We start from the raw sequence: 25,528 nt of genomic DNA, 5'->3' as shown, positions 1-25,528 counted from the left end.
TCAGCGCTCCTTCACCTTGTTGAGGTACTTGACGTAGATGTTGGTGATGGCGAGCACCATGATGAGCACGATGTAGGCGAGTGCACAGGAGCGCCCCGTCTGCCACTCCTGGAAGGCCATCTTGTAGAGCCGGATCGAGATCACTTCGGTCGTCGGTTGGCTGGTCAGGATGTAGGCTAGGTCGAAGGTCTTGAAGGCTTCCATGGTCCGGAAGATGATTGCGATCATCAGGATTGGCGCCACCAGCGGCAGTGTGATGCGAAAGAAGGTGTAGAACGGCCCCGCCCGGTCGATTGCCGCTGCCTCGTAGAGGTGCTTAGGCACGGCCGAAAGCCCCGCGAGCGATAGCAGCATCACGAAGGGCGACCACATCCAGATGTCCGTGATTGCGACCGCATAGAGCGCCATGTCTGGATTAGACAGCCACTCGAAGGAACCGAGGCCGAGTGAATAGTTGATGATGCCGAAGGACGGATCGTAGAGCAGCTTCCAGAAAAGGCCGACCACCGCCATCGAGAGCATCATCGGCAGCAGGAGCAGCGTCGTCAGCAGACCCTTCAGCGGAATGTCGCGGTTGAGCAGCATTGCAGTGCCGAAGCCGACGATCACCTGCCCCGTCACAGAGACGATCACATATTTGGCGGTGATGGCAAAGTTAGACCAGATGAAGGGGTCGTTCAGCAGCTCGCGGTAGTTCTGCAGGCCGACGAAATTGGCCGGCGCGTTCGACGAGGCCCGGAAGTCGGTAAAGGAATAGCCGAGCGAATAGATCAGCGGAAAGATGTTGAAGACGATTAGGAACAGAATCGTCGGAATGATGAAGAGGTTGCGGATCCGGATGTCGCTCATGCCGCGGGATGCGGCACGCGATTTCGTGTCCAGCGATGTCATGACTGCGGTGGCCAATACTCTCCTCCTCCGAGAGTTCGGCGCCGGATGCCGGAACGAGCATCACGATGCGCGAAGTTAATGCCGGGCGCCGCGCCCGCTCGAACCACGCCCCTTTGGCGCGGAGATGCAAAATGAAAAGGGAGGGGCGGGCCCCTCCACGTAACTCTGCTACTTGTGTCGTCCATATTTCTCGAAGGTAGCGTTCCAGTCGGCTGCCAGAGAGTCGAGCGCTTTCTTCGCCGTTCCTTCACCGGCGGTGACGAAGGGATAGATGCGCTGGTTCATCTGAATCAACAGTTCGGCATATTCAGGTGTCGCCCAGAAGTCCTTCACCTTGAACATGGTCTCGTAGAAGGCCTTGTTATAGGGTGTCGCATTCTGGAATTCCGGCGATTCAAGCACCTTTGCGCTTGCCGTGTAGCCGCCGAGTTCGGCCCAGCGCTTCTGGGTCTCGTCCTTGATAAACCATTCGAGGAATTTCATCGCCTCTTCCTGGTTCTCCGAGTAGGAGACAACCGAGATACCCTGACCGCCGAGCGCTGCAAACTGCTCACCCCCCGGACCTGCCGGGTTGGCAAAAAAGCCGGTGACCTTGGCGTTCGGGTTGGACGCCTCGTTCACCAGAGCCGGGAAGAAGGCGAAGTAGTTCATGCTCATCGCCGCCAGGTTCTCGGTGATCGCCTGGTTGTTCTCGACGAAAAAGGTTTTGGCCCAGCCAGGAGGTGTGAAGCCATAGAGCTCACGATACATTTCGAGCGCCTTGACGTTCTTCTCCGAATTGATGATGCCGTCGACCTTGTAGCTCTGATAGTCGCCGAGTTCTCCTCCATAGGAGAAGATCGCGTTTTCGACACCCATGACAAGACCATCATAGGAGTTGTCGGTGTAGATGGCGATGCCGTAGCGCTTTTGGTTTGGACGGTGGAAGAATTCGGCAATGTCACGCATCTCGGCCCATGTCTTTGGCGGGGCAAGATCGTAGCCGTATTTTGCCTTGAAGGCTTCCATCTCCTTGGGGTCCTCGAACCAGTCCTTCCGGTAGGACCAACCAACGGCGTCGCCTTCAGCAGGGATCGACCAATACTTTCCGGAGTTCGCAGGATATTCGGAGTAATATTTCACAGTCGCCGGCGCCAGGACTTCATTCAGCTTGTGCTTGTTGAAGAAGTCGGTGAGATCGACATAGTGCCCGGCTTCGGACGCAGCGCCGATCCACTGGCTGTCGCCGACGACCATGTCGTAGGCCGAGCCCTTGGCATTGAACTCAGTAAAGGCCTTGGTCTGGAAGTCGGCCCACGGCGTGGTCTCGACAGTGACCTTCACGCCCGTTTGAGCCTCGTACTCGTTCACGAGTTCCTGGAGATAGTTTGCCGGGTCCCACTCGGCCCAGAAGATCGTCAGTTCCTGTGCCAGAGCGGACGTGCCACTGGCGAGCATCAAGCCTACACCGGCCAAAAGGCCGGTCACAGTTTTGCGCATAACGTTTCCTCCCATTTATGCACGCTTCCGCTTCGTTGCGGGTCTTCCGATCCAGCTTGCCGATCCTCCTGGGTGGTGGTCCCGCTGAGGGTCTTCCCCGGCCCTTCGCTCCGTTTCAGATCTCAGGCCTGAATACTTTTCCCTTAATCTGGTAGTACCAAATGCCATTATCGTCAAGAGCAACTTTTGGCGGGCTTCCGCCAAGACTCGTCTTCAAAGTTTCTATATCGCCCAACAATTGCGGGTTTTCTTGAAGCCATCTTGTCGTCGCACATTCTGATTCGCGATCGCCGATCTGGACAACGACACAATAAGAATATTAACTAAACTGGTCGAACCAGTTCTCGCTTCAAGTCGGAGGATCGCCCATGTCATGCCTCGCTCTCCGCCTGCCGTATCGCGGCGTCAACGAGCGCCTTGGCCGCCCATTCGGCAACAGACTGCGCGCCTTCGGAGGTCAGTCCCCAGATATCCTTCAACACGATCAGCACCTCGACGCCGAAGACAAGGGAGAGCGCCTGTGCAAGGCGTTCCCGGGATCTGGGCGGCACGGTGCCCTGCAGGGGCGCAGTCACGCACTTCAGCAGGTCGACGCGGTGGCCGCGCGTGAACAGCGGCTCGTTGCCGATCGTGCCGGCCTGGCGCTGCGCCCACTGGTCCAGCGAAAGCTTCAGCGCCGCCTTGAAGGTGGCCTCGAACTCGTCGATGCGCGGCATCGCGGTCGCCAGCAGATCGGCAACGCGGGTACGTGCATCGGGACTGTCGGACGACCAGTCGAGTATGGGCCCCAGAGCCTCGTCCACCACCGCGTGGACGAGCGCCGCCTGGCTTGGAAAGTAACGGTAGGCCGTTGCGCGCGACACTTCGGCAGCCTCGGCGACTTCGCTTACTGAAGGAGTGATGCCGGATTGCATGAGCCGCGTTGCCGTTTCGAGCATCAGTTTTCGCGTGCGGGCACGCGGGCCTCGCTCGGCGGTTCTGGCGGTTTCGTTCTGTTGACGTGAGACATGCATATCTTTATGATACGCTCGTCTCACAAATTTGCAAGGGCCATCGAGTGCTGTGAATGTGAGACATGGCTGGGTGGAAATCCGCCGGTCGCGGAGGAGAAATGAAGCACATCTACGTAGTCGGTACGGCCGACACGAAGGGCGAGGAGCTTGCCTATCTGGCTGCATGCATCGAGACGGCGGGCGGTGGTGTGGTGCGCGTCGATGTCGGCACGCGCGCGCCTGCGGCTGCCTTTGATATAAATGCCGAGACAGTTGCGGCCTTCCATCCGGAGGGGGTTGGAGCCGTCCTTGCCTGCGACGACCGCGGCAGGGCGGTCGAGGCGATGGGCATCGCCTTCTCGCGCTTCCTCATTGAGCGCCAGGACATTGCCGGCGTCATCGGTATCGGTGGCGGCGGAGGCACTTCGATCATCACCGCGGGCATGCGCCAATTGCGGCTCGGCCTGCCAAAGATCATGGTCTCGACACTCGCGTCCGGCGACGTCGCTCCCTATGTCGACGTTTCCGATATCGTGATGATGCCTTCGGTCACCGACATGGCGGGCCTGAACCGGCTGAGCCGGGTCATCCTGCACAATGCAGCCCAGGCGATTACGGCCATGGCCAGCCGGCCCGCTGAGGTGACCGCATCGAAACCGGCCCTCGGGCTTACCATGTTCGGGGTAACGACACCTGCCGTAGCCGCTATGGTCGAGCGCCTCAGGGCGGAGTACGATTGCCTGGTCTTCCACGCCACTGGCACGGGCGGGCGCACGATGGAGAAGCTTGCCGACAGCGGGCTTGTCTCGGGAGTGCTCGACATCACAACGACCGAGGTCTGTGACCTGCTTCTCGGAGGCGTCCTGCCTGCCACCCCGGACCGTTTCGGCGCGATCGCTCGCACGGGTTTGCCCTATGTCGGCTCCGTCGGCGCGCTAGACATGGTGAACTTTTGGGCGCCGGAGACGGTCCCGGAGCGCTATGCCGGCCGGCTGTTCTACCGCCACAACCCGAACGTCACCCTGATGCGCACGACGTCGGCCGAATGTGCGCAGATTGGGCGCTGGATCGGCGAGAAGCTCAATCTCTGCTACGGCCCCGTACGCTTCCTCATTCCCGAGAAGGGCGTCTCGGCCCTCGACATCGAAGGCGGTGCATTCTTCGATCCGCAAGCCGACGCCGTGCTCTTTGCCGCGCTAGAGGCGACCGTGAAGCCAACGGCGGCGCGACGCATCGTCCGCCTGCCGCTCCATATCAACGACCCGCAATTCGCAGAGGCCGCCGTCGCGGCCTATTGTGACATCGCCAACCCCTGAAAGACAAAATCGATGCCAGCCATACCTCGCAAGACCATCCTCGAAAAATTCCACGGCATGATCGCAGCGGGAGTGCCAATTGTCGGCGGCGGCGCCGGCACGGGCATCTCCGCTAAGGCCGAGGAAGCAGGCGGCATCGACCTCATCATTATCTACAACTCGGGGCGCTACCGCATGGCGGGGCGCGGTTCGGCGGCCGGCCTGCTCGCCTATGGCAATGCCAACGAGATCGTGAAGGACATGGCGGTCGAAGTGTTGCCCGTCGTCAAAAAGACCCCGGTGCTTGCCGGCGTTAACGGCACGGACCCCTTCGTGCTGATGCCGCGCTTCCTCGCCGACCTGAAGGCAATGGGCTTTTCCGGCGTGCAGAACTTCCCCACAATCGGCCTCTTCGACGGCCGGATGCGGCAAAGTTTCGAGGAGACGGGCATGGGCTACGGTCTGGAGGTCGAGATGATCGCCACCGCCCACGGGCTTGACCTGCTGACCACGCCCTATGTCTTCAATGAGCGCGAGGCTATCGACATGACGGTTTCCGGTGCCGACATCGTTGTGGCGCATATGGGGGTGACGACCGGCGGCACGATCGGCGCCACCTCCGGCAAGTCGCTTCGATGACTGCGTCGATGAGATCACGGCGATCACCAAGGCCGCTCGCTCGGTGCGCGACGACGTCATCGTGCTCTGCCACGGCGGCCCGATCTCCATGCCGGAGGATGCGCGCTACATCCTGGAGTGTTGCCCCGGCTGCCACGGCTTTTACGGCGCAAGCTCGATGGAGCGCCTGCCGGCAGAGGCGGCGATCCGCAAGCAGACGGAAGATTTCAAGGCGATCGCCATCGGCGCGGTCGTCTGAGGAAGGACACGGGAGGAGACCATTTCATGCCAAAGACCAAGTACTTCATCTATCCACAGCATGTGAGCGCCTTCGGTTTCGACTGGGGCAAGCTGTCGCTGACGGTGGGGCCAGAGGTGAACGGCGCCAGCCGCTTTTCCGGAGGTGTCGTGGACCTGCCGAGCGGCGAGGGCCATGCCCGCCACAATCATCCGGGTGCGGAGGAGATCATCTTCGTCATCTCCGGCGAGGGCGAGCAGATGGTTGAGGATGAGAACGGCAATCCGATCACAACGAAGGTCGGCCCCCGCTGCACGATCTATGTTCCGGAAAGCCGCTTCCATTCGACAAAGAATACCGGCGCGGAGCCCATGCAGCTCTTTGTCGTCTATTCGCCGGCGGGGCCGGAGCTTGCGCTTCGCGAGTTGCCGGACTTCCGCCTGCTGCCGCCGGGCTGGTGAAGCCGGGCCACACATCTTCTGGGAGGAAAAACGATGAACATTAATGCAGAGGAAACAAGGCCCGCCGTGCCGCCGTTCGATACGGCCAAGCTCGACCGGCTCATGGACGAAGCCGGTATCGACGTCATCGTCGCCACCTCCAAGCACAACACGCAATATCTGATGGGCGGTTACAAGTTCATCTTCTTCGCGGCCATGGATGCAATCGGCCATAGCCGGTATCTGCCAATAGTGATCTACGATAAGGGCGCGCCGGACCACTCGGCCTATGTGGGCAACCGCATGGAGGGCGGAGAGCACAAGAACAATCCGTTCTGGACGCCCGCCGTGCATACGGCGACCTGGGGCACGCAGGATGCCGCCGGGCTCGCCGTCGAGCACCTGAAGAAGATCGGCAAGGCCGGCGGGCGCATCGGCATCGAGCCGGCCTTCCTGCCGTCCGACGCCCGCGACCTCCTTGCCTCGCGGCTGGAGGGCGCGCGATCTCGCCGATGCCACGCATGCGCTGGAGCGGCTAAGGGCCGTCAAGACGCCGGATGAACTGGCAAAGCTGAGGCGCGCCTCCGAACTGATCACCGACTCGATGCTGGCGACGATCGCGGCGGCCCGCGCTGGCTCGACGAAGACGGAGATCATCGAGCAACTGCGGCGGGAGGAAACGAACCGCGGCCTGCATTTCGAATATTGCCTGCTGACGCTGGGATCCAGCCACAACCGCGCCGCCTCGCCGCAGGCCTGGGCCGAAGGCGAGGTGCTGTCGATCGATTCCGGCGGTAACTATCACGGCTACATCGGTGACCTTTGCCGCATGGGCGTGCTCGGTGAGCCGGATGCGGAGCTTGAGGACCTTCTGGCCGAGGTGGAGTCCATCCAGCAGACGGCTTTCGCCAGGGTCAGGGCAGGGGCCGCGGGCAGTGAGATGATCGTGGCGGTTGAAGCCGTGCTCAAGGCCTCGCCGTCGGCGGCCTTCACCGACTTCTTCTGCCACGGCATGGGCCTGATCAGCCACGAAGCGCCGTTCCTCATGACGAACCACCCCGTCGCCTATGAGGGCATCGATGCCGACAGGCCGCTGGAAGCCGGCATGGTGATCTCGGTCGAGACGACGATGCTTCACCCGAAGCGCGGCTTCATCAAGCTGGAGGACACGCTCGCCATCACCCATGGCGGCTACGAGATGTTCGGCGACCGCGGCCGCGGCTGGAACCGCGGCGGAGTGTGATTGCAAGCCCAACCGCAAAGAAAGGCCCGACAGTTGTCATCTGCCGGGCCTTTCGTTTCTTGGTCCCGTCGTCTCAGGTGTGGCGGATTTCCGTTCCCAGCACCTCCAGGCATTCGCGGATGAAGGCGGCGAGCGCCGTCCAACCCTTGGCGGAAACCATCGTACCATCGACATAGGCCTCGGTCGGAGAGAGGTCGATGTAGGTGCCGCCTGCCAGGGTGACTTCGGGTTCGCAGGCCCCAAGTGCGCCCACCTTCTTGCCGCGAACGACGCCATCGACCGCGATCAGGATCTGGACCCCGTGGCAGATGGTGAAGATCGGCTTCTTCTCGTCGTGGAAATGGCGCACCATCGCCTGCACCCGCTTGTCGGTGCGGATATATTCCGGCCCGCGCCCGCCGGCGCAGTAGACGGCGTGATACTGGTCGAGCTGTTTCTCGGCTTCGGAAAACGTCTTGTTGATGGTGACGTTGTGCCCGAGTTTTTCGGTGTAGGTCTGGTCACCCTCGAAATCGTGCAGCGACGTTCTGAGGATGTCGCCGGCCTTCTTGTCCGGGCAGACGATGTGCACCGTATGGCCGACGGCCTCCATGGCCTGCTGGTAGACGAAGATTTCGTACTCCTCGGTGAAATCGCCGGTGAGCATCAGGATTTTCTTGCCTGGCATGGGTTCTCCTCCTCGTTGTCAGGTCGGGCAGGCGCTTAATTGGGCCCGCCGGGTTTCTCAGAATGCATCGAATGCCGGCAGCAGCCGGCCGCGCGAATGTTCGATATGGATGCGCATTGCGTTCGCCGCAGCGTCGGGGTCGTGAGCCGCGAAGGCATCGAGCAGCGTCTGGTGTTCGCCGAGCGCCTCCTCGGTCACGCGGCGATGGAACATCAGGCGGAAGATGTGGAAATGCGTGTGCTGGAATGTCAGCGTCTCGCGGATCAGCTCGTTGCCGGCAAATTCCATGATACGGTCGTGGAAGATGGCGTCCTTTCGGGCGAAAGCCGAATAGTTCGCCCGCTCGTCCCTGTTGTCGCTGCGCGTCATCACGCCTGCGGCCTCCGTCAGGATAGCGAGCCTTTCGTCGTCCATCGACTGGGCCGCCTTGGCAGCGCCGGCGGGCTCCAGCAGCAAGCGGAGTTCATAGAGTTCGTCGAAGCGGTGGCGCGTGATCTGGGGTGCGGCACGAAAGCCGACGAGATGCTGCTTGACGACGAGACCTTCGCCTTCAAGCCGACCGAGCGCTTCGCGGATCGGCGTGTGGGAGACGTTGAATTCCTTGACCAGGTCGTCGACCGTGATGCGCGCGCCCGGCGTGATCTTCAACGACATGAGCTGGTTGAAGATCACTTCGTAGACGTCGCCGGCCAGGCTGTTGGCCCGCGGTATCTGGGTCGTGCCCGCTGATGGTTCTTTAGGTCTCGTCAAAATCATCTGCTGTATTGCCTCTTGACAGGTCCAATCGCTAGCACGATGCTGCGGATAATACAATCCTATATCCTATACGATTAATATAGGGGAAAAATATGCGGATATCCGAAGTAGCAGCCCTTGCGCTCGCCACCCGCCTGCTGGAAGCGCACGGCGCGCCGCGTGACCATGCGGTCCTGCAGGCTCGCGTCCTGGTGACCGCAGAGATGAAGGGGCACCCTGCGCACGGCCTGCACCGCCTTCCGCAACTGGTCGAACGGATCGAGCGCGGTGTCATTGACCCCGAGACGAAGGGCACGCAGCGCTGGCGGGCGGATGCCGTGATTGAGGTGGAGGGTTCGTCGGGGTTAGGCCCTGTCGTCGCCATGGCCGCGATCGAGCGGCTCGCGCCCCACATTCCCGATCTGGGCATCGGTCTCGTCGCCGTGCGGAATGCGAACCATCTCGGCATGCTCGCGCATTATGTGGAGGCCATCGCCGCGATGGGTTTCATCGGCATTGCGCTCTCGTCGAGCGAGTCGCAGGTCCATCCTTTCGGCGGTACGCGGGCCATGCTTGGCACAAACCCCGTTGCGGTCGCTGTGCCGACCGCCGAGGAGCCGCTCGTGCTCGATCTCGCGACCAGCCTCGTGCCCATGGGTAGGATAAATCATCACGCGGCGACCGGCAGGCCCATTCGGGAAGGATGGGCACGCGATGCGGAGCGCCACCCGACGACCGATCCGGTTCGTGCCAAGGCTGGCGCGATTGCGCCGTTCGGCGACGCGAAGGGCTACGGCCTCGGCATCGCCATGGAGTTGCTGGTGGCAGCCCTTGCGGGCTCGGCGCTTGCGCCTGATGTGCGCGGCACACTGGACAGCCACTCGCCATGCAACAAGGGTGATGTCTTCATATTGATCGAGCCCAGTCTGACGTCGGGATTGCCGGCACGGCTGTCGGCCTATCTCGATGCCGTGCGCGCCTCACCGCCCGCCAAGGCCGGCGAGCCGGTGCTCGTTCCGGGCGATCGTGCCCGCCGGCGGAGGGAAACGGCGGGCCGCAACGGATTCGATATCGACCAGCGCCTCTGGGAAGACCTCAACGCGCATTCCCGCTCCCGTATTCTGGCCTTCGAAGGACAAAGATCATGAGCCTGTTTGCCGTCCTGAGGCTGCCGCGCGAAATCCTTTTTGGCGTCGGCCAGCGTCATGCGCTCGCGAGTGTCGCCGGCAGGACCGGCCGGCGCGCACTCGTCTGCACGGATACGCGCTTTGCCGCGACACCCGTATTCGCGGAAATGATCGCCGCGCTCGAAGCGGCCGGCATCACCGTACTGGTGCATGACCAGACGCTGCCGGACGTGCCGCGCGATACGGTCGCGGATTGCGTGGAGGCGGCGCGCGGCTTTGCGTCCGACATGGTGATCGGCATCGGCGGCGGCAGTTGCCTCGACATGGCGAAATGCGCCTCGCTGCTGCTCGCCCATGGCGGCGGGCTCGGCGATTACTACGGGGAGTTCAAGGTACCAGGACCCGTCCTGCCGGTCATTGCCGTGCCGACGACGGCGGGTACGGGCTCCGAGGTCACGCCTGTCGCGGTTGTCTCCGATCCCGAATGCACGCTGAAGGTTGGCATTTCGAGCCCCTATCTCGTTGCCGCAGCGGCGATCTGCGACCCGGAACTCACGGTCTCCTGCCCGCCGGGTCTCACGGCGACTACCGGTGCGGATGCGCTGACGCATGCGATCGAAGCCTTCACGGCCATGCGCCGCCCCGGCGATCCGGAACTCCCGCAGCAGCATGTCTTCGTCGGTAAGAGCGATCTCTCCGACCAGTTCGCACTGCATGCAATCCGGCTCCTCAGCCGGAGTCTGGAAAAGGCCGTCGCCGACGGCTCGGACATCGATGCGCGTGCCGATGTCATGATGGGCGCGCTCGCGGCAGGCTGCGCCTTCGGCACGGCAGGCACCGCCGCGGCCCATGCGGTGCAATATGCGGTCGGTGCCGTGACCCATACGGCGCACGGTCTCGGGGTCGCGACCATGCTGCCCTATGTGATGACCTATAATCGCCGCGTCGCCGCTGCGGAAATCGCTGTTGTCGGCAGGGCGCTCGGCCTCGATCCCGCCGGGGTGGAGGACGAGGAGGCCCTTGCCGATGCGGCGATCGGCGAGGTGAGCCGCCTCTTCGCCGCGATCGGCATCTCGCCGGCGCTCGCCGGGCTCGGCCTGCCGGAAGACCGGCTCGACTGGACCGCCGAGCAGGCGCTCGGCATCGGTCGGCTGATCAAGAACAATCCGCGTTCCTTCGATTCGGCCGCCATGCGCGGCCTCGTGCGCGCCGCCTATGACGGCGACCTGGCCGCTTCCGCCCTCTGACCTTGAGAAACATCATGAACGTCAACCAGCATCCTCCGCATCCCGACCACGATCGCTTCGGGTTCCGCTCGGTCCCCGACGGCCTCTATATTGGCGGCGCTTGGCGGCCAGCCGCAGGCGAGGGGCGCATTCAGGTGATCGATCCCTCGACCGAGGCCGTCATTGCCGCCGTGCCCGATGCGACTGTCGCGGATGCGGCGGCGGCCGTCGAGGCTGCTGCAGGTGCGGCGGAAGGCTGGCGCGAGACGCCACCGCGAAAGCGTTCCGAGATCTGCGCCGCTGCTTCGAACTTATGATGGAACGCTCCGAAACGCTTGCCACGCTCATTTCGCTCGAGAACGGCAAGGCCTTGCGCGACGCGCGCGGCGAAGTGGCCTATGCGGCGGAATTCTTCCGGTGGAACGCGGAGGAGGCGGTGCGCATCTCCGGCGAGTTCGGCATTGCCCCGTCCGGTGCGAACCGGATCGTCGTCGATTACCAGCCTATCGGCATCTGCGTTCTCATCACGCCGTGGAACTTCCCCGCTGCGATGGCGACCCGCAAGATCGCGCCAGCGCTTGCCGCAGGTTGCACCGTCATCCTGAAGCCCGCGAGCGAGACGCCGCTAACAGCCTATGCGCTTGCGGCCCTCAACAAGGATGCTGGTGTGCCGCCCGGCGTCGTCAATGTGCTGACAACGTCGACACCCGGGTCTGTCACCGCCGCCATGCTGGCCGACCCGCGCGTGCGAAAACTCTCCTTCACAGGCTCGACGGGCGTTGGCCGCACGCTTCTGGCGCAAGCGGCGAAGAATGTCATCTCCTGCTCTATGGAACTCGGCGGCAACGCGCCGTTCATCGTTTTCGACGATGCGGACCTCGACGCAGCGATCGAGGGCCTGATGGTGGCGAAAATGCGCAATGCGGGCGAGGCATGCACGGCCGCAAACCGCATTTATGTCCAGTCCGCAATCCACGATGCCTTCGCGGAAAAATTCACCCAGCGCATGGCCGCCCTCAGGGTCGGTCCGGGCGTGCATTCGGATACGGAATGCGGTCCGATGATCACACGCAAGGCGGTGGAGAAGCTCGACCGGCTCGTTGAGGACGCCATTTCGCGGGGCGCGCGCGTCCTTTGCGGCGGGCGGGCCATGGCAGGGTGCGGCTTCTTCTATCCGCCGACGGTGCTTGTGAATGTTTCCCCGACCTCCGACATGGGCTGCGAGGAGATTTTCGGTCCCGTGGCTCCGCTCTACCGTTTTGAGAGCGAGGCAGAGGTCGTCGCCGCCGCCAACGATACGGAATATGGCCTTGCCGCTTACATCTATACCCGCGACATGGGCCGTGGCATGCGCGTCGCCTCGAAGGTGGAGGCAGGCATGATCGCGCTCAATCGTGGACTGGTCTCCGATCCCGCCGCCCCCTTTGGCGGTGTGAAGCAGAGCGGGCTTGGACGTGAAGGAGGCCAGCGTCACGGTCTCGCCGAGTTCATGGAAGCCAAGTACATTGCGACAAGTTTATGAAGGAGGGACCTGTGGCCGCCGATCCGTTCCGCATTCGTGACCATGTCGCAAGTTTCGACGACATTGTCGACGATATCCGTACCCGCAGCATCGCCACGCGCCGCACCGTCGCCATGGAGGCCAACGTCGCCTACGGTCGTGAGACGGGCGAGACGCTTGACATTTTCCTGCCAAATGCTGCCGGCTCGGGCATGCCGATCCACATGTTCATCCATGGCGGCTATTGGCGTATGTTCTCCAAGGAGGACTATTCCTGCGTCGCTGAGACCGTCACCCGCGCCGGCGCAGTCGCCGCCATCGTCGATTATTCGTTGATGCCGACGGCGAGGATGGAGGTCCTGATCGGACAGGTCCTGAAAGCCAAGACTTTCCTGCTGACGCATGCCGATCGCTTTGGTGCCACGCCCAGCAGATTTTCCGTCAGCGGCCACTCCGCTGGTGCACATCTTGCGACCTTTCTCTTTAATCGCTCCTTAGCGCCGTCGGGTGTAATTTCTGCTTTCCTGCTTGGCGGGCTATACGACCTCGCACCCTTGCAGACGTCTTTCCTGCGTGACGAGATCGCCTTGAGCGACGAGGAGGTGCGACGGTTTACGCCGATGCGTCGCGAGCACGACCCTGCAACGCGCGTCGCTATCATGACGGGCGAGCTGGAAACTAATCCCTTCAAAATCCAGGCAAATGCCTTTAGGGACATTCTTGCCGCCCAAGGGCTTGAAGTGCGAGCCTCACACGTTGCTGATGGGGATCACATGAGCACGGTACGAGATCTCGCCGTCTTTGGCACACCCGTAGCGGCAGCATTGCACGCCTTTATTGCCAATGATGCCAGCGAGAAACCGCGGTGAGGACGGCTTGACTCATTCGGGCCTGTCGCAAAGAACTTCGTGCTACAATCGACCATAGCCCGCCCGGTTTCATGCTTTATTCAGTTCGACTGTGAAAACGGCATATCTGGCTGTAATTTCGCTTCAATCTGACCCTGCGCGAAGTTGAGGAAGTGCTGCTTGAGTGCGGTATTGTCGTGTCCTACGAGACCATTCGTCGATGGTGTTGAATGCACGGTCCGCGCGTCGCTTGCCCCGTAAAGCGCCGACAAAAGAATGATGTCTCGCACCTTGATGAGCTTGTCGTGCTTTGAAAGAGTTCACCACGGCCCGTTTCGAGTAGATCGCGAACGGACAGCGTTATCTGGGTTTCCGAAAACTCTGTTGGGATCGATGGATTTATCCGTATCGCCCGCGACGCAGAACCACCTTTGCATGGTTGCTCCGATCTTGAGATCGCAACGCTGCATGTCCGGCCGCGGCACCAAGGCTCCGGAACTGGAAGAGTACTATTAACGACTGGCCTGGAATTCTGCGCCTGGACGGGACGCCCGATGTCTGGCTCTGCGTCAATGCCGAAAACACGCGTGCCGCAAAATTTCTACGTAGAGAATGGCTTCACAAAGATCGGAGAAACGCAATTTCAGATAGAGGACGATCTCAATGAAAGCAAGTTCAGCCCGTGGAGCTGGTGACCCGAGTCGGCGGGTTCAGAGCGTCTGGGAACGGGCATCAGCCTGTTGGAAACTTGACGCAAAAGGCTCCAGTTCGCGTATAGAATCCCGGAATATGACAACCGGATCTTATGGATGCCGACCTCTGGCCTAGGTCCGGTCGCTACCATAAATCGAGGGATATTTGGCAAACTTGGGAACCGCGCCATGATGCACTTTTGTGTCCTCCGAACGCGCATAGTCCTTGCCCCGCGGTGCATGGTGGGCGCGGCCGTCTAACGAGGGAGCATGTGCTGGGTGCAACGGGCTTTTCGTTGTGGTCAACGATGGCGGCCCTGGGCGAGTTGCGTGCGGTATTCTGCCACCGGCAGGCCACCCCAACCCCAGTTCTCCAGTTCAACCTCCTCAATGACCACGAAGGTCGCCTCAAGGGGCTTATGAAGAACATCGAGCAAGAGTTGGCTCGCTCCGGCGATTAAGGATGCTTTCTCCTCGGGCGTGACGAAATCGCGACCAGGAGCGGATCCTTCCCGTGTTATTTGGATGGTGACGATAGGCATGGGTAAGCTCCTTTAATGGCCGGCACTCTGGCCACCGTCGACATGAAGGATTTCGCCGGTGACGAAGGATGCGGACTCTAGGTAAAGTACGGCCTCGACGACGTCGCGAATCTCACCCATGCGTTTGACTGGATGCATCGCCGCGAGAAATTCGTGGGTCTCAACAGGATGCAGCGGTGTACTGATGTTGCCGGGCGAAACTGCATTCACCCGTATCCCCCTTGTGGCATATTCGATAGCGAGCGCCTTGGTGGCCGAGTTTATGCCGCCCTTGGTAAGGTTGGCGAGCACCGTAGGAACGCCGGCAACAGGCTGATCGGTCAGGCTTGTCGTGATATTGACGATATGGCCGGACCCCTTCTTGAGCATTTCGGCCACAACACGCTGTGTAATATAAAAGAAGCCCGCGACGTTCGTTGCGACTTTTAAGGCGAAGTCCTGCGCTGTGTATTCGGTGAAGGGCTTGGCAATGAAGATGCCGGCATTGTTGACAAGCGTGTCGATCCGGCCAAAGCGCGAAACCGTCTCCTTGACAAGACGCTCGGCGGTTTCGGGATCGCTAATGTCGCCTGAGACTGCAAGTATAGCCGGGTCGTCACTCTGCTTGATCGAGCGCGACGTTGCTACCACACTATAGTTACGGTCGCGATACGCTCTGACCAGTCCGGCCCCAATGCCCTGCGATCCGCCGGTAATGATCGCCACTTTGTGTTCACTGCTCATGACTGAAACTCCGTGATATCTTCGGACTAGCGGAATTGCTGCCGACCATCTGGGCAAGGACCGGCATGACCGCCTGCTTCTTGGTCCTCTATAAATCTATGTCGCTCTTGCCAACCTTCTCGTTTTCTTCGAACATTGCGATCTCGAGGGTTGCTTCCGGCGACTCGCGCCGCTACGCCCGCAATAACGTGACCAGTTTCTTTGCAGCAGAGGCGGACGAGGCCGGATTCTGCCCGGTGATCAGCCGCCCGTCGACGATGGAGAAATCCACCCAGTCGTCCGCCTTTTCGTACAGGCCGCCCAATCGTTTCAGCTCATCTTCCACGAGGAACGGCACGACCTTGGTCAACTGCACGGCTTCCTCCTCGGAGTTGGCAAAGCCCGTAACCCGCTTGCCCTTCACAATGGGCTGTCCCTGATAGCTGACCTTGTGCAGAGCCGCCGGAGCATGACAGACAGCAGCGACCGGCTTGCCGGAATTGTAGAAGGCTTCGATCAACGCGATCGACGTTGGATCATCGGCAAGGTCCCACATCGGTCCATGACCGCCCGGATAGAAGACCGTGTCATAGTCCTCCGCTAGAATGCTGCTAAGCCTCGCAGTATTCGCCAATTCCTTCCGGGCGGTCGGATCGCTCTTGAACCGCGCCATAGCGTCGGTCTGGTTGCCAGGTTCGTCGCTTTTGGGATCGATCGGTGGCTGGCCGCCCTTTGGCGAGGCCAAGGTAACGGTGGCGTCCAAATCCTTGAACACGTAGTAAGGGGCAGCGAACTCCTCCAGCCAGAAGCCGGTTGGCTTGCCGGTATTGCCAAGCTGATCGTGCGACGTCAGTACCATCAATATCTTCATTGCCGCCTCTCCTTGATCGGTGCGGTGCCCAAAACGATAGACAATGTTGCAATAAGCTTGCCGGCGAAGTCTTCAGTTATGAAGGCAGCTCCTCGTCGGCCTGCTCCCGGACGATGTATTCGGCGTACCAATCCGGCCAATTTTCATCATGCTGACCGCCAGTGCGTTTCTCGTGCTCGCCGTGCGCAGCCGCTGCGCGGCGCAGTGCTGATGCAAGCGCCACAGACGAGCTGAATGTCGTGTTGTCGTTGTCGACGCGTCCAGGCAACCGCGCGGTTACCTCCTGCAGCAGCCAGCTGTTGTTGTCTGGATCGCTGAAGGAGGCGAATGAGGCGTAACTGCGCCGCTCCGGATCCGCACCCTGGACTCGGCCGGGCCCGTCGCCACTATGGAACACCTCGCTGACTTCGACACCGCGATCGGCGAGCTCAGCGCGTGCGGCTTCGACGTCGGGCACGACGAGAAAAAGGCCTGTTGCGCTACCCAAATGGATCGAACAGTGTGAGCCAGGGGGCGTGAACTGGACGGCGCGAGACCCGTCTTTCCGGACGAAATCGGCATCAAGCCTCCAACCCAGGCTGTCGTAAAAGCGCATGGCGCGATCGATATCCGAAGCAGGGATAACGGCCACCTCGAGTTTCATGTCTGCTCGTGCATTGGTCATGAATTCTCTCCTTGGTATTGAACGAACTTCTCACCGAGTGCGAGATGCGAGCATCGAATGGAACGCCGGGCCTTGAGGGGGTGTTCTTCTCCCCATCAGATTGGTTGTCGCAACGATCCGAACGCCGCCCTTAATTCTTGGGCGAAAATTGTCGGTTGTTCCCAAGCGGGCAAAGTGACCATCCCTGTCGACCTCGTGGAAATAGATCAGGTTGCGATAGGCGCGCCGCGCCCAGGTCTCCGGCGCGCGATAGCTCTCGCCCGGAAAAACGGTGATGGCGACCGGGAGCGAAATTTCGGACGTCATCTCCGCTCCCGCAAATGCAGGGCTGCGGCCGCCGGTCTCCCAATAAAGCCGCGCCGATGAAGTGCCGCTGTTCGTCAGCCAGTAAAGCGTGACATCGTCAAGCACCTCGTCAGGTGACTTTTCCGGATCGTTGCTATTGTATGTCCACGTCGAGAAACCGGGATGCCCGAGCATCCACGCGGCAAGGCCGACAGGCGAATCGGCAAGCGCATAGCCGATCGTCTGCGGCCGCGTTCCCATCATCAACGCATATGACCTGTTTCCCATCTTCGTGCCAGCGCTGAGCGCATCGAACGTCGCGCGCTCCTTCTCGGTCAATCCCGCTGGCGCAGGCCCGCCCACCGCTAGCACCGCGGCAATTTCGGGCGGTACGATCGCCGGTAGGTTGATGTGGATGCCGAGCAAACCTTCAGGTGCCTGGCGCGCCATCGCGTTTAAGACTGGGGAGCCCCAATCGCCACCCTGCGCAACGTAGCGCGTGTAACCGAGGCGCTTCATCAGCTTGGCCCAGATTTGCACGATATGGTCAGGGCCAAAACCGGTGCTTGTCGGCTTGCCGGAAAAGCCATAGCCCGGCATCGAGGGAATGATCACATCGAACGCATCCTCAGCACGTCCCCCATGGGCGGTTGGATCCGTGAGCGGATCGATGATTTTCAGTTGCTCGAGCACCGAACCGGGCCAGCCATGGGTGATGACCACAGGCAAAGCGCCGGGCTGCTTAGAACGGACGTGAATGAAGTAGATCTCAATTCCGTCGATTTTGGTGACGAATTGGGGCAGAGAGTTCAGTTTTGCTTCCACCTTCCGCCAGTCGTAGTCGGTCCCCCAATACGCGATGAGCGGCTTGATCTTCGCGAGCTGTATGCCTTGGGATTGATCATTAACCGTCTCTGGGTCCGGCCACCGTGTGGCGGCGATGCGTCGGCGGAAATCGACAAGTTGCTCGTCCGGAATATCGACGCGGAATGGGCGGATTTCGTCAGCCGTGGCCGCCATCGTCGGATAAGGGAAAAGGCCCGCGGCAGCAGCAGCTGCAATTGACATCGCAGCAGCGCTAAAGACCCGGCGCCGGTCTTGATCGATAACTTCCCGTCTCAGTCGCTTACGCATCTTGAATCTCCATTGCGCCTGCGTTCAGCGGCTTGACTGTTAAACGTTGAGGACAACCTCGCGTTGCCGGGAAATCCTGCAAGACGAGGTGACAGTGATCCATGATCGATCCGCGCCACCGGGTAGCAACAACAGTAGGACTAAAGGCGGAGCCAACGGTATCCATCACCTGGCGGCCTCGACATTGCATATGGACACGACGAAGAGTTCGTTTTTCGCCGTCTTTATCGATTGTCAGATACCTTTTTGTGCAGCACTGCGCGCCGCATATGCTAATCAAATTCGGTGTAAAGAATGGGATTATTTCGGTGCATTTCAGGGCGTCGAATGGCCACTAGCTATAGCCGAGAACCCTACGAATGTCACTTAACCCAAAGTGAGTAACGGGCAGCATCTACGCGAGTGGGACAAATTCGTATGGCATTGCACGCATAGGGCCGGCCCGGCTGGCCGATTGATCGACCACATGTTCCGCGTCTGTGCTTCGACAGCGGCGCGCCTTTACGGCTATCTGCTGCTCTGCGCCGAGCCGGTCAGCCTCGACCGCATCACGGCTGACCTCGAGATCAGCAAGAGCAGCGCGAGCTGCCGCCGCACGATTGCTGGAAGCATATATGCTCGCCCGGCGCCACGGCGAGCGCGCAACGCGCCGACGTTCCGCCTAAGCGGGGTTGCGAAATGTTATGTTTGAGCAGGGAGACGCCCAGCACCACACATTTCCCGCTGCCAGCTTCGACGTCTGTATCAGCCGGCATTTATTGGAGGCGCATATGACCGCGGAGGGCGTACTCTTTGACTCGCGCGCGTGGATTATCACCGCTCATAGGCAACAGGAAACGATGTCGGGAAGAGCAAAATCAAATCTAAGCCGAACATTACGAACGATGCAGCGATACGCAGATATGCCGGTAAGGTGAAAAGCTGGAAGTTGCAATGAAGATTCTTCGGATTGACCTCCCCGTGGAAACGGAACGCTGAGAGACACAGCGAAAGTCAAACCTTCGCTGTTCTCGTTCTGTGCTTCAAAAATCGCATAATGCCTCGCATGGAACGATGGGTGGCACCCCTTTTTGAGCGGCTGCGCTTCGAGATCTGCTGCGCAAGTCACCGTGCAAGAAATTGTCCAGCGATCGCCTTCTCCAGGCCTTCAATTCCTCACAGCCCTGCGAGCAGAGCTGTTTCAAGCGAACGACATTTTGTTTAGCCTTCTCGATCTGTCCGGCAACTGTATCGCACCAATCCAGCATTCTATAAGGCCAAGATGAATGAATGCCTGAGTACGAGCGCCGGTCGAACGAAAGAGCAGAATAGAGATCCTCGCCTTGTGTATGAGGACCACCCAGAAAAACCCTATTCCACTGTACTGTAAGCGATATATTGATGGCGCGATGAACGGGAAAATATCGTCGAGTGACGCTCGGCAACTCTTGCGAACGGACATACCCAACGCCAAGGTTCTCGCAGTAATCCAAGGACGATAAACTTTCTTCGATGAAACTCGCCCTCTGCCCACTCTGGCATCAATGGCAGTGATGCATTCCGTCGGCATTGGACGACTCATGATCATCAGTCAAAGCGCCCTTGCTTTCCGGTTGGGTTAGTAATTGGATACACGGGGGAGGGGAAAGGAGTCCGCTATGCTCGAACTTACCTATCCTAATGGCTTTCCGGTGCATGTGAACCCGTATGCAGTCATCACGATTACCCAAGCCGGCGAGACCACGAATATCGTCACGACCAATGGTGAATTCTCCGTGAAAGAGGACCTAACCATCGTCTCTCAGAGATGGGTGAACCTCATGTCTCAATACTCGGGCCGTGGCTAATCATTCTGCCGCCAGCCAATCCAGTTTCGAGAACTCACTATCTCCGGTAGTCGGAGTATGGTTCCCTCTGAAATGTAGTCTCTTGGGCTTTCGCCCATTGATTGCAGCCATCTGCATTGACCGGTATTGGCTTCTACCTCACACATCGGCACTTTGTTAACTACTGGATGTAGTGGGCGAGTTGGTGAACGAGCACGCCCGGGTTCAGCCAGTCCGCAAACGCCAACAACGTACTCACAGCGCGAATGCAGCGTCACCCCTGTCACGTCGACAAAAGCTCCGCCACAGAGGTGGCGCCATAGGACAGCAGGTCGCCTTGCCAATTGCTGCGTTTCACAAATTGCTCCCAAGTCAACGCATGCGGATCGATTTTCCGACTCCACGTCAGGTCGCGGTCGGGGGCGTAATAGCCATACTCGACAGCGTATTCCACCATGCCCACCAATTCGCGCACGAGGTGCTCGTCGGCGGCAAAATTCGGAAAGTGGCGCAACAAGTCTTCGCGCGAGTAAGCGGAGGCATAGTGCGCCCGCTGCCCGGTAACCCGCACAAAAGTGCCCACCATTTCTTGCGCCGAGAGAAACTCGCCGATCACTGGTAGGGTTTTGCCGGCGTATTGCGTCGGGTGATCGAAAATCTCGCGCACCGCCGGTCCGGCGGCAGTGAGCGGATCACAGAACGGCATGGGTATATGCGGGGGCAAGTATATGGCGAACGTTATGCCGTCGGCCCCGCGCTGCGGCACATAGTATTCTAGGAAGTTGGTGTAGTAAAACGCTAGGTACACGAACGAACTGCGAACGGGCAAGCTGCGAATGTAGTCCTCCACCTTCGCCTTGTCGGTGAAGTGCGGCGCCCACTTCGTGCCGCCGGTACGCGCTTCGACATTTTCGAGCGCGCTGAAAACCACATGTTCGACGCCAGCGGCCACCGCCGCGTTAGCCAATTCCATGCCGAGGGTAAGCTCGAGTTCCTCCGGCGGCACCTTGACAATGGGCGGCGTCATCAAGAATGCTCCGTACGAGCCGCTCATGGCCGCGGTTAGCTCCGCTTCCATGCCGAGTTCAAGGGGTGCCACCACGACCTCGGCGCCCTTCTGCGCCAAGATTTGCGCGGGCTGGCTATCGCGGCGGCGCGTCAGGGCACGCACCCGGTAGCGCCCACTGTCGAGCAGGGCCTCGGCGACACTGCGGCCTTGCTTGCTCGAGGCACCGACAACAGTGATCAGAGGTTTGGACGTATCGGCTTGGATCATGCAACTTCTCCTAGTCTTGAGATTCCTGAACCTGAGGTCGTGAACCGGAGTCGCCCGGTTGCTGTCCACCAGGTGCTAGTGAACGGCGACCGCGGAAAAGGTCGGACCTCAGGCCGGGAAGTCTCGCCTGTTTCGAACTATATTTGAAATCATAGGAATGTTCGGCTACTATCCATTCAATGGATACCAAGCGCCTGGATCTCAATTTGCTGGTCACTCTTGAGACGCTGCTTGTGGAGCAGAACGTGACGAAGGCGGCCGCTCGCCTGAATCTGAGCCAACCGGCGGTAAGTGCCCAGCTAAACCGCCTCAGGCATGAGTTCGACGACCCACTGCTGATTCCTGCACAGCGAGGAATGACGCCGACCGCTAAAGCAATGGAGTTGCTCGATCCTTTGCGCCAGGCCCTTGACCAAGTTCGAGCCACGGTTGTTTCCCATGGGAACTTCGACCCGGCTAAAGCCAAGCTAACCGTCTCTATCGCCTGTACAGATTATCTGCAGGCGGTGGTGGTCAAGCCGCTCGTCGTGGAACTCAGGATGCGGGCACCCGGAGTCCGTGTCGCGCTGCGCAATCTCGACGTGCCGCAGTTGGACGCGCAGATGGCGCGGGGTGATGTGGATCTGGCGCTCATGACGCCGCAGGCCGTTTCGCCGAGTCTTCGTACTCGACACCTGTTTAACGAGCGCTATGTGCTCATTGGCCGACGGAAGCATCCGAGACTACGAGAGGGAATCACGGTCGAGGAGTTTGCTGAGATGGACCAGGTAATTGTTTCCTTGGACGGCGGTGGCTTTGTGACGCCAGTGGACGGGGTTTTGGCTGACCTCGGACACAGACGCAATGCGGTGTTATCTGCAGCCTCATTCTTGTTCGTTCCTGAGATCGTGTCTTACTCGGACTTCGTTGCCCTTGTTCCAGAACGTCTCGTACGCGACCGTGCCGACAAGCTCATGGTAATAGACTGCCCATTTCCCGTCGAAGGTTTCGCAGTGGGAATGGTGTGGCACGAGCGCAGTCACGGACACGGCGGCCAACGCTGGATCCGGGAGGCTATTGTGTCGTTGATGGCGCACACATAAATGGCTGCCCTGGCCGGTGACGAAAGCGACGCGCGGCTTAGCGGACTAGGGCGTCCTCGAACGTTCGACTGAGGAGCGGGCATGCAACGCATCGATTTGGAACTGAGGTTCGGTGGCTAGCGATCTGGCTTTGGCTTCTCGAAACCTTCTTCAGTTACAAAGCACAGATCCGAGGGCGGCGGTTCACGTCGACGAGGAAATCGTCCGCGCCGCACGCCGTCTTCTCGACTTTCTCGAGAGCGGTCGACCCGGCTGAATTGCTAGAACCAGGGAGCTTGTTATACCGCGTACGCCTTGCATTGCAGTTTTTCGCTCTCGAGGATCCTGCAGTTCGTATCCGTTCAAGGCAATCCCTGTCCGAACGGCCGAAGAGGGATTGTAGACATACGCGCTACAACAAGAATCGGCAAAAAGCTCGGTGATCGGTTCTGAACGAACACCAGAATGAGGATGTATTGCAACCTTAACAGTTTGGACCGAAAATGCCGCCTTATTTTCCGTACAGGTGCTTACAACATTGGTATGACAGAGTAGTAGTGTGCGGACGGATGATGACACAGCAATCCAGATAAAAGATCAGCGCAAGATTACAAAATAACGTCTTGCCAGACGAATTTTCTTTAAACATCTGCGATACGTATCGAAACAAATTCACAGTTCTCATCTAAAGGATGAGGCGCAAGACGATGTAGTTAGTCTACTACACCGAAACTGAAGTGGGCGCTCGAGTAACCAGATCGCAGAAGGGGATGTGACATGGTGGATTCTGATCGGATCGACAACTTGGTCGCAGCGGTGCCCCCCGCCTTGGCGCTTTGCGCCGGGCTGGACCTTGGCATCTTCACCCGGCTCGGTGGCAGGGCCGCGACTGCTGACACGCTTGGGGCCGCACTCAAAATCGAGCCCCACCGTCTGTCGCGGCTCCTCTACGCGCTTGCCAGCATCGGTCTCCTCGAAGTCAAGGATGGTCAATTTCGCAACGGAGCCGAAGCCATGGCCTTCCTCGACGCGTCCAAGCCGACCTATCGCGGCGGCGATCATGCGCTCCTGCGCGAGCTCTGGGGAGCCGACCTGCTGACCGCAGAGTCGCTGCGACAGAACCGGCCGGCTGCGCTGCACGACTTTTCCGAAGCGGGGCCTGAGGCCGCGGTGGCCTTCAGCCGCATGCTCGCGCCGGGCGGGGTGATTTTCGGCCGACATCTGGCCCGGGAGATGGACCTCTCGGCGATCGGATCGGTGATCGACATCGGTGGGGGCGCCGGGACCATTCTTGTCGGACTGCGCGAGCGGCGGCCGCAGATTGCGGCGGCGCTGATGGAACTCCCAACGGTCGCAGCGGTCGCCCCAGCTATCCTGTCAGAATACGGTGCCGACGACGTGGTTGTCGAAGAGGGGGACATAACTGTCGCGCCATCGATCGGTCGGCACGATCTGGCGATCCTGAAGGCCGTCGTCCAGGTCCTTCCGCCGGACCAAGCGCGTAGTTCGATCCTGAACGCGGCGCGTTGCCTCACACCAGGGGGCGAGATCGCAATTGCGGGGTGGGGCGTCGTCGATGACGACCGCCTCGGCCCGCCTGAGGGTGTCTTTCTGAATGTCACGTTCTTGAACCTCTATCGCCACGGCGGATCGTACACTGAAGGTCAGTATCGCGCGTGGATGACCGAGGCTGGATTCCGGGATATCTCCAGGTCGCGCCTGACGGACGGCTGCACATTGTTTCGTGCGCGCCTCACGGGCTGATCGTGGTTGAATGTTATAGGCATTGACATGCTGACCTGAAGAAAAAAATCATGGCAGCGGGAAACCTCAAGGCTATCATTCACTCTTCGCCGACGTCGTCTCGGCTCTCGGCGGCGGAGAGGCTGCTATCGACGAATATGCGTGGGCACAGATTGATCGGGAGTAGTGCGTTGACTCGGGCAGCGGATGTCTGCATCTATCCTTTGAGTTAGGCAATTCTCAGATTTTCGAATAGTGGCTCGATTAGCCAGCGCATTGTGGCTGAAAAGCCCGGCTCATAAGCTTAGCGGAACTCGCGCCATCCGCCTGAGGCACGCAACGGCAACCCGCACTTGGACAAGCTATTTTAGTCCGATCACCATCAGATCCGGACCCACAAGTGGTTTCAACCACGTTTTTGAGAATCCGGCTTCACGCATCCAGGCCTGACAGTCTTCTCCCGTATAGTCGAACCCGCCGGGCGTCTCGATCAGCATATTCAAGCTCATCAATAGACCGAAAGCGTTTTTGCGGCGATCATCATCGATGACGGCATCATAAACAACGACTGCGCCGCCTTTCGGAAGAGCATCAAATACCTTGCTTAGAAGCATCTTTTTCTGGGTAAGGTCCCAATCGTGGAGGATGTGGCCCATGACGATGACGTCAACTTTCGGCAGGGGATCCTCGAAGAAATTTCCACCATGAAACCGCACTCGGTCCTTCACTCCGCGACGTGCAATAAATTCCTCGAAGACTGGTTGAACCGCGGGGAGGTCGAAACCGATACCGGTCAGGTGGGAATGGGCGCTGGCAAGAGTGGCAGGAACCATGCCCTGAGCTGAACCAAGATCCATGAAGGTCTTGTAATCTTGCCATGGGAAAGTGGCGGCGATAGCGTTGGCTGCACCCGCGCTTATTCCACTCATCGCGCTTAGAAATCCCCGCAATCGTTCCGGATCGGCATAAATTGCCGCAAAGAAGTTTTCTCCTCCACCCTTGCCCTCGTTTTGCAATTCGCCGGTGCGCAGGGCATCCGTGAGCGATCCCCAGAAGCCATAGAGCCGGGCATTTGCCATCTCCAGGATACCGCCGATATAGGATGGCTTGGCTCGGTCGAGAAAGAGGTCCGTATCGACAGTGTTGCTGTAGAGGCCGTTCTCGCGCTCCAGCAACTTGAGCGCCACCAGCGCATCGAGAAAGTCTCGGGCTGATCGCCGATGCAGCGCAAGCTTCCTTTGAAGCGTCGGCAGGTCGGCCGGCGCATTTGCCAATGTACTAAACACCCCTAGTTCGACAGCACTCAAGAGCGTTTTGGATGCCCAAAAACCCATCCCAACTTGCATGATATGTTCTGGTGTTGCTGTGCTCACGACTTGATCCTCCAATTGGCTGTTACCTTGGCGGGCGAGGTCTCGCTGCGGCGGTATTTCAACAGCGGTAAAAACTACCG

21 protein-coding genes and 5 pseudogenes are annotated in these 25,528 nt (G+C 59.9%); 14 read left to right on the top strand and 12 right to left on the bottom strand.

Going from position 1 to position 25,528, the window contains the following annotated elements; translation table 11 throughout:
• The 3 genes from N8E89_RS28260 to N8E89_RS28250 form a co-directional block, all read right to left on the bottom strand.
• A complete protein-coding gene (locus tag N8E89_RS28260; protein WP_106667154.1) occupies window positions 1-906 on the bottom strand; it encodes a carbohydrate ABC transporter permease in 906 nt (301 codons plus the stop codon).
• A 153-nt stretch (window positions 907-1,059) separates the two neighbouring features.
• Window positions 1,060-2,370 carry an ABC transporter substrate-binding protein gene (locus N8E89_RS28255; protein WP_262263454.1) on the bottom strand — a complete coding sequence of 437 codons (1,311 nt, stop codon included), beginning with the start codon at window positions 2,368-2,370 and terminating at the stop codon, window positions 1,060-1,062.
• Window positions 2,371-2,741: 371 nt separating this feature from the next.
• A complete protein-coding gene (locus tag N8E89_RS28250; RefSeq protein WP_262263721.1) occupies window positions 2,742-3,383 on the bottom strand; it encodes a TetR/AcrR family transcriptional regulator in 642 nt (213 codons plus the stop codon).
• A gap of 98 nt (window positions 3,384-3,481) precedes the next feature.
• On the opposite strand from N8E89_RS28250, the gene N8E89_RS28245 reads away from it, so the two are divergent.
• The 4 genes and pseudogenes from N8E89_RS28245 to N8E89_RS28230 all read left to right on the top strand — a co-directional run bounded on the left by N8E89_RS28245 (window position 3,482) and on the right by N8E89_RS28230 (window position 7,196).
• Window positions 3,482-4,678: a Tm-1-like ATP-binding domain-containing protein gene (locus tag N8E89_RS28245; RefSeq protein ID WP_262263453.1), complete on the top strand. Its 1,197-nt coding sequence runs from the start codon at window positions 3,482-3,484 to the stop codon at window positions 4,676-4,678.
• A 12-nt stretch (window positions 4,679-4,690) separates the two neighbouring features.
• Window positions 4,691-5,534: pseudogene (locus N8E89_RS28240) on the top strand (phosphoenolpyruvate hydrolase family protein).
• Window positions 5,535-5,560: 26 nt separating this feature from the next.
• A complete protein-coding gene (locus N8E89_RS28235; protein WP_262263452.1) occupies window positions 5,561-5,974 on the top strand; it encodes a cupin domain-containing protein in 414 nt (137 codons plus the stop codon).
• A 33-nt stretch (window positions 5,975-6,007) separates the two neighbouring features.
• Window positions 6,008-7,196: pseudogene (locus N8E89_RS28230) on the top strand (M24 family metallopeptidase).
• Window positions 7,197-7,269: 73 nt separating this feature from the next.
• On the opposite strand, the gene N8E89_RS28225 reads toward N8E89_RS28230, so the two are convergent.
• A complete protein-coding gene (locus N8E89_RS28225) occupies window positions 7,270-7,863 on the bottom strand; it encodes a DJ-1/PfpI family protein (protein WP_262263451.1) in 594 nt (197 codons plus the stop codon).
• Between the two features lie 57 nt (window positions 7,864-7,920).
• A complete protein-coding gene (locus N8E89_RS28220; RefSeq protein ID WP_262263450.1) occupies window positions 7,921-8,619 on the bottom strand; it encodes a GntR family transcriptional regulator in 699 nt (232 codons plus the stop codon).
• 92 nt (window positions 8,620-8,711) lie between these two features.
• Between N8E89_RS28220 and N8E89_RS28215 the strand changes: the two genes are divergently transcribed.
• The 5 genes and pseudogenes from N8E89_RS28215 to N8E89_RS29635 all read left to right on the top strand — a co-directional run bounded on the left by N8E89_RS28215 (window position 8,712) and on the right by N8E89_RS29635 (window position 13,995).
• A complete protein-coding gene (locus N8E89_RS28215) occupies window positions 8,712-9,746 on the top strand; it encodes an Ldh family oxidoreductase (protein WP_262263449.1) in 1,035 nt (344 codons plus the stop codon).
• Window positions 9,743-10,972, top strand: coding sequence for an iron-containing alcohol dehydrogenase (locus N8E89_RS28210; protein WP_262263448.1), 1,230 nt, complete (start codon window positions 9,743-9,745; stop codon window positions 10,970-10,972). The genes N8E89_RS28215 and N8E89_RS28210 overlap by 4 nt, the downstream gene beginning before the upstream one ends.
• 14 nt (window positions 10,973-10,986) lie before the next feature.
• Window positions 10,987-12,473 (top strand): annotated as a pseudogene (locus N8E89_RS28205) (NAD-dependent succinate-semialdehyde dehydrogenase).
• An 11-nt stretch (window positions 12,474-12,484) separates the two neighbouring features.
• A complete protein-coding gene (locus N8E89_RS28200) occupies window positions 12,485-13,321 on the top strand; it encodes an alpha/beta hydrolase (RefSeq protein WP_262263447.1) in 837 nt (278 codons plus the stop codon).
• Window positions 13,322-13,662: 341 nt separating this feature from the next.
• A complete protein-coding gene (locus N8E89_RS29635) occupies window positions 13,663-13,995 on the top strand; it encodes a GNAT family N-acetyltransferase (protein ID WP_410010488.1) in 333 nt (110 codons plus the stop codon).
• Window positions 13,996-14,294: 299 nt separating this feature from the next.
• Here N8E89_RS29635 and N8E89_RS28190 read toward each other — a convergent pair whose 3' ends face one another.
• The 5 genes and pseudogenes from N8E89_RS28190 to N8E89_RS28170 all read right to left on the bottom strand — a co-directional run bounded on the left by N8E89_RS28190 (window position 14,295) and on the right by N8E89_RS28170 (window position 18,190).
• Entirely contained in the window at window positions 14,295-14,534 is a 240-nt protein-coding gene (locus tag N8E89_RS28190; protein WP_262263446.1) for a tautomerase family protein, read from the bottom strand.
• A 12-nt stretch (window positions 14,535-14,546) separates the two neighbouring features.
• A complete protein-coding gene (locus N8E89_RS28185) occupies window positions 14,547-15,257 on the bottom strand; it encodes an SDR family NAD(P)-dependent oxidoreductase (RefSeq protein ID WP_262263445.1) in 711 nt (236 codons plus the stop codon).
• 172 nt (window positions 15,258-15,429) lie between these two features.
• Window positions 15,430-16,107: a type 1 glutamine amidotransferase domain-containing protein gene (locus N8E89_RS28180; protein ID WP_262263444.1), complete on the bottom strand. Its 678-nt coding sequence runs from the start codon at window positions 16,105-16,107 to the stop codon at window positions 15,430-15,432.
• A gap of 76 nt (window positions 16,108-16,183) precedes the next feature.
• Window positions 16,184-16,771 carry a VOC family protein gene (locus N8E89_RS28175; RefSeq protein ID WP_262263443.1) on the bottom strand — a complete coding sequence of 196 codons (588 nt, stop codon included), beginning with the start codon at window positions 16,769-16,771 and terminating at the stop codon, window positions 16,184-16,186.
• A gap of 95 nt (window positions 16,772-16,866) precedes the next feature.
• Window positions 16,867-18,190 (bottom strand): annotated as a pseudogene (locus N8E89_RS28170) (epoxide hydrolase family protein).
• Window positions 18,191-18,644: 454 nt separating this feature from the next.
• Here N8E89_RS28170 and N8E89_RS28165 point away from each other — a divergent pair.
• Window positions 18,645-18,881, top strand: coding sequence for a hypothetical protein (locus tag N8E89_RS28165; protein WP_262263731.1), 237 nt, complete (start codon window positions 18,645-18,647; stop codon window positions 18,879-18,881).
• Between the two features lie 946 nt (window positions 18,882-19,827).
• On the top strand, window positions 19,828-20,016 hold the full coding sequence (locus tag N8E89_RS28155) for a hypothetical protein (RefSeq protein WP_262263442.1): 189 nt from the start codon (window positions 19,828-19,830) through the stop codon (window positions 20,014-20,016).
• Between the two features lie 262 nt (window positions 20,017-20,278).
• Here the strand turns inward: N8E89_RS28155 and N8E89_RS28150 are convergent, their stop codons facing one another.
• Complete coding sequence (locus N8E89_RS28150) at window positions 20,279-21,271, bottom strand: NmrA/HSCARG family protein (RefSeq protein WP_262263441.1); 993 nt, start codon at window positions 21,269-21,271, stop codon at window positions 20,279-20,281.
• A 179-nt stretch (window positions 21,272-21,450) separates the two neighbouring features.
• Between N8E89_RS28150 and N8E89_RS28145 the strand changes: the two genes are divergently transcribed.
• From N8E89_RS28145 to N8E89_RS28135, 3 genes and pseudogenes are all read left to right on the top strand, one after another.
• Window positions 21,451-22,353, top strand: coding sequence for a LysR family transcriptional regulator (locus N8E89_RS28145; protein WP_262263440.1), 903 nt, complete (start codon window positions 21,451-21,453; stop codon window positions 22,351-22,353).
• Window positions 22,354-22,519: 166 nt separating this feature from the next.
• Window positions 22,520-22,606, top strand: a pseudogene (locus N8E89_RS29630) (type II toxin-antitoxin system mRNA interferase toxin, RelE/StbE family); the annotation flags it as partial.
• Between the two features lie 503 nt (window positions 22,607-23,109).
• Entirely contained in the window at window positions 23,110-24,096 is a 987-nt protein-coding gene (locus N8E89_RS28135) for a methyltransferase (protein ID WP_262263439.1), read from the top strand.
• Between the two features lie 341 nt (window positions 24,097-24,437).
• On the opposite strand, the gene N8E89_RS28130 is transcribed toward N8E89_RS28135, so the two are convergent.
• Window positions 24,438-25,421, bottom strand: coding sequence for a methyltransferase (locus tag N8E89_RS28130; protein ID WP_410010487.1), 984 nt, complete (start codon window positions 25,419-25,421; stop codon window positions 24,438-24,440).
• Window positions 25,422-25,528: the final 107 nt, after the last annotated feature.

It is taken from the genome of Phyllobacterium sp. A18/5-2 (assembly GCF_025452215.1).
GTDB classification, from domain to species: Bacteria; Pseudomonadota; Alphaproteobacteria; order Rhizobiales; family Rhizobiaceae; genus Phyllobacterium; species Phyllobacterium sophorae.
This window is presented reverse-complemented; position numbering and strand designations above follow the sequence as displayed.

Bases quoted from the DNA above. Each gene is read 5' to 3' on its own strand.
- N8E89_RS28255 (WP_262263454.1), bottom strand. From the start codon at position 2,370: ATGCGCAAAACTGTGACCGGCCTTTTGGCCGGTGTAGGCTTGATGCTC.
- N8E89_RS28250 (WP_262263721.1), bottom strand. From the start codon at position 3,383: ATGCATGTCTCACGTCAACAGAACGAAACCGCCAGAACCGCCGAGCGA.
- N8E89_RS28245 (WP_262263453.1), top strand. From the start codon at position 3,482: ATGAAGCACATCTACGTAGTCGGTACGGCCGACACGAAGGGCGAGGAG.
- N8E89_RS28235 (WP_262263452.1), top strand. From the start codon at position 5,561: ATGCCAAAGACCAAGTACTTCATCTATCCACAGCATGTGAGCGCCTTC.
- N8E89_RS28225 (WP_262263451.1), bottom strand. From the start codon at position 7,863: ATGCCAGGCAAGAAAATCCTGATGCTCACCGGCGATTTCACCGAGGAG.
- N8E89_RS28220 (WP_262263450.1), bottom strand. From the start codon at position 8,619: ATGATTTTGACGAGACCTAAAGAACCATCAGCGGGCACGACCCAGATA.
- N8E89_RS28215 (WP_262263449.1), top strand. From the start codon at position 8,712: ATGCGGATATCCGAAGTAGCAGCCCTTGCGCTCGCCACCCGCCTGCTG.
- N8E89_RS28210 (WP_262263448.1), top strand. From the start codon at position 9,743: ATGAGCCTGTTTGCCGTCCTGAGGCTGCCGCGCGAAATCCTTTTTGGC.
- N8E89_RS28190 (WP_262263446.1), bottom strand. From the start codon at position 14,534: ATGCCTATCGTCACCATCCAAATAACACGGGAAGGATCCGCTCCTGGT.
- N8E89_RS28185 (WP_262263445.1), bottom strand. From the start codon at position 15,257: ATGAGCAGTGAACACAAAGTGGCGATCATTACCGGCGGATCGCAGGGC.
- N8E89_RS28180 (WP_262263444.1), bottom strand. From the start codon at position 16,107: ATGAAGATATTGATGGTACTGACGTCGCACGATCAGCTTGGCAATACC.
- N8E89_RS28175 (WP_262263443.1), bottom strand. From the start codon at position 16,771: ATGACCAATGCACGAGCAGACATGAAACTCGAGGTGGCCGTTATCCCT.
- N8E89_RS28155 (WP_262263442.1), top strand. From the start codon at position 19,828: ATGCTCGAACTTACCTATCCTAATGGCTTTCCGGTGCATGTGAACCCG.
- N8E89_RS28150 (WP_262263441.1), bottom strand. From the start codon at position 21,271: ATGATCCAAGCCGATACGTCCAAACCTCTGATCACTGTTGTCGGTGCC.
- N8E89_RS28145 (WP_262263440.1), top strand. From the start codon at position 21,451: ATGGATACCAAGCGCCTGGATCTCAATTTGCTGGTCACTCTTGAGACG.
- N8E89_RS28135 (WP_262263439.1), top strand. From the start codon at position 23,110: ATGGTGGATTCTGATCGGATCGACAACTTGGTCGCAGCGGTGCCCCCC.
- N8E89_RS28130 (WP_410010487.1), bottom strand. From the start codon at position 25,421: ATGCAAGTTGGGATGGGTTTTTGGGCATCCAAAACGCTCTTGAGTGCT.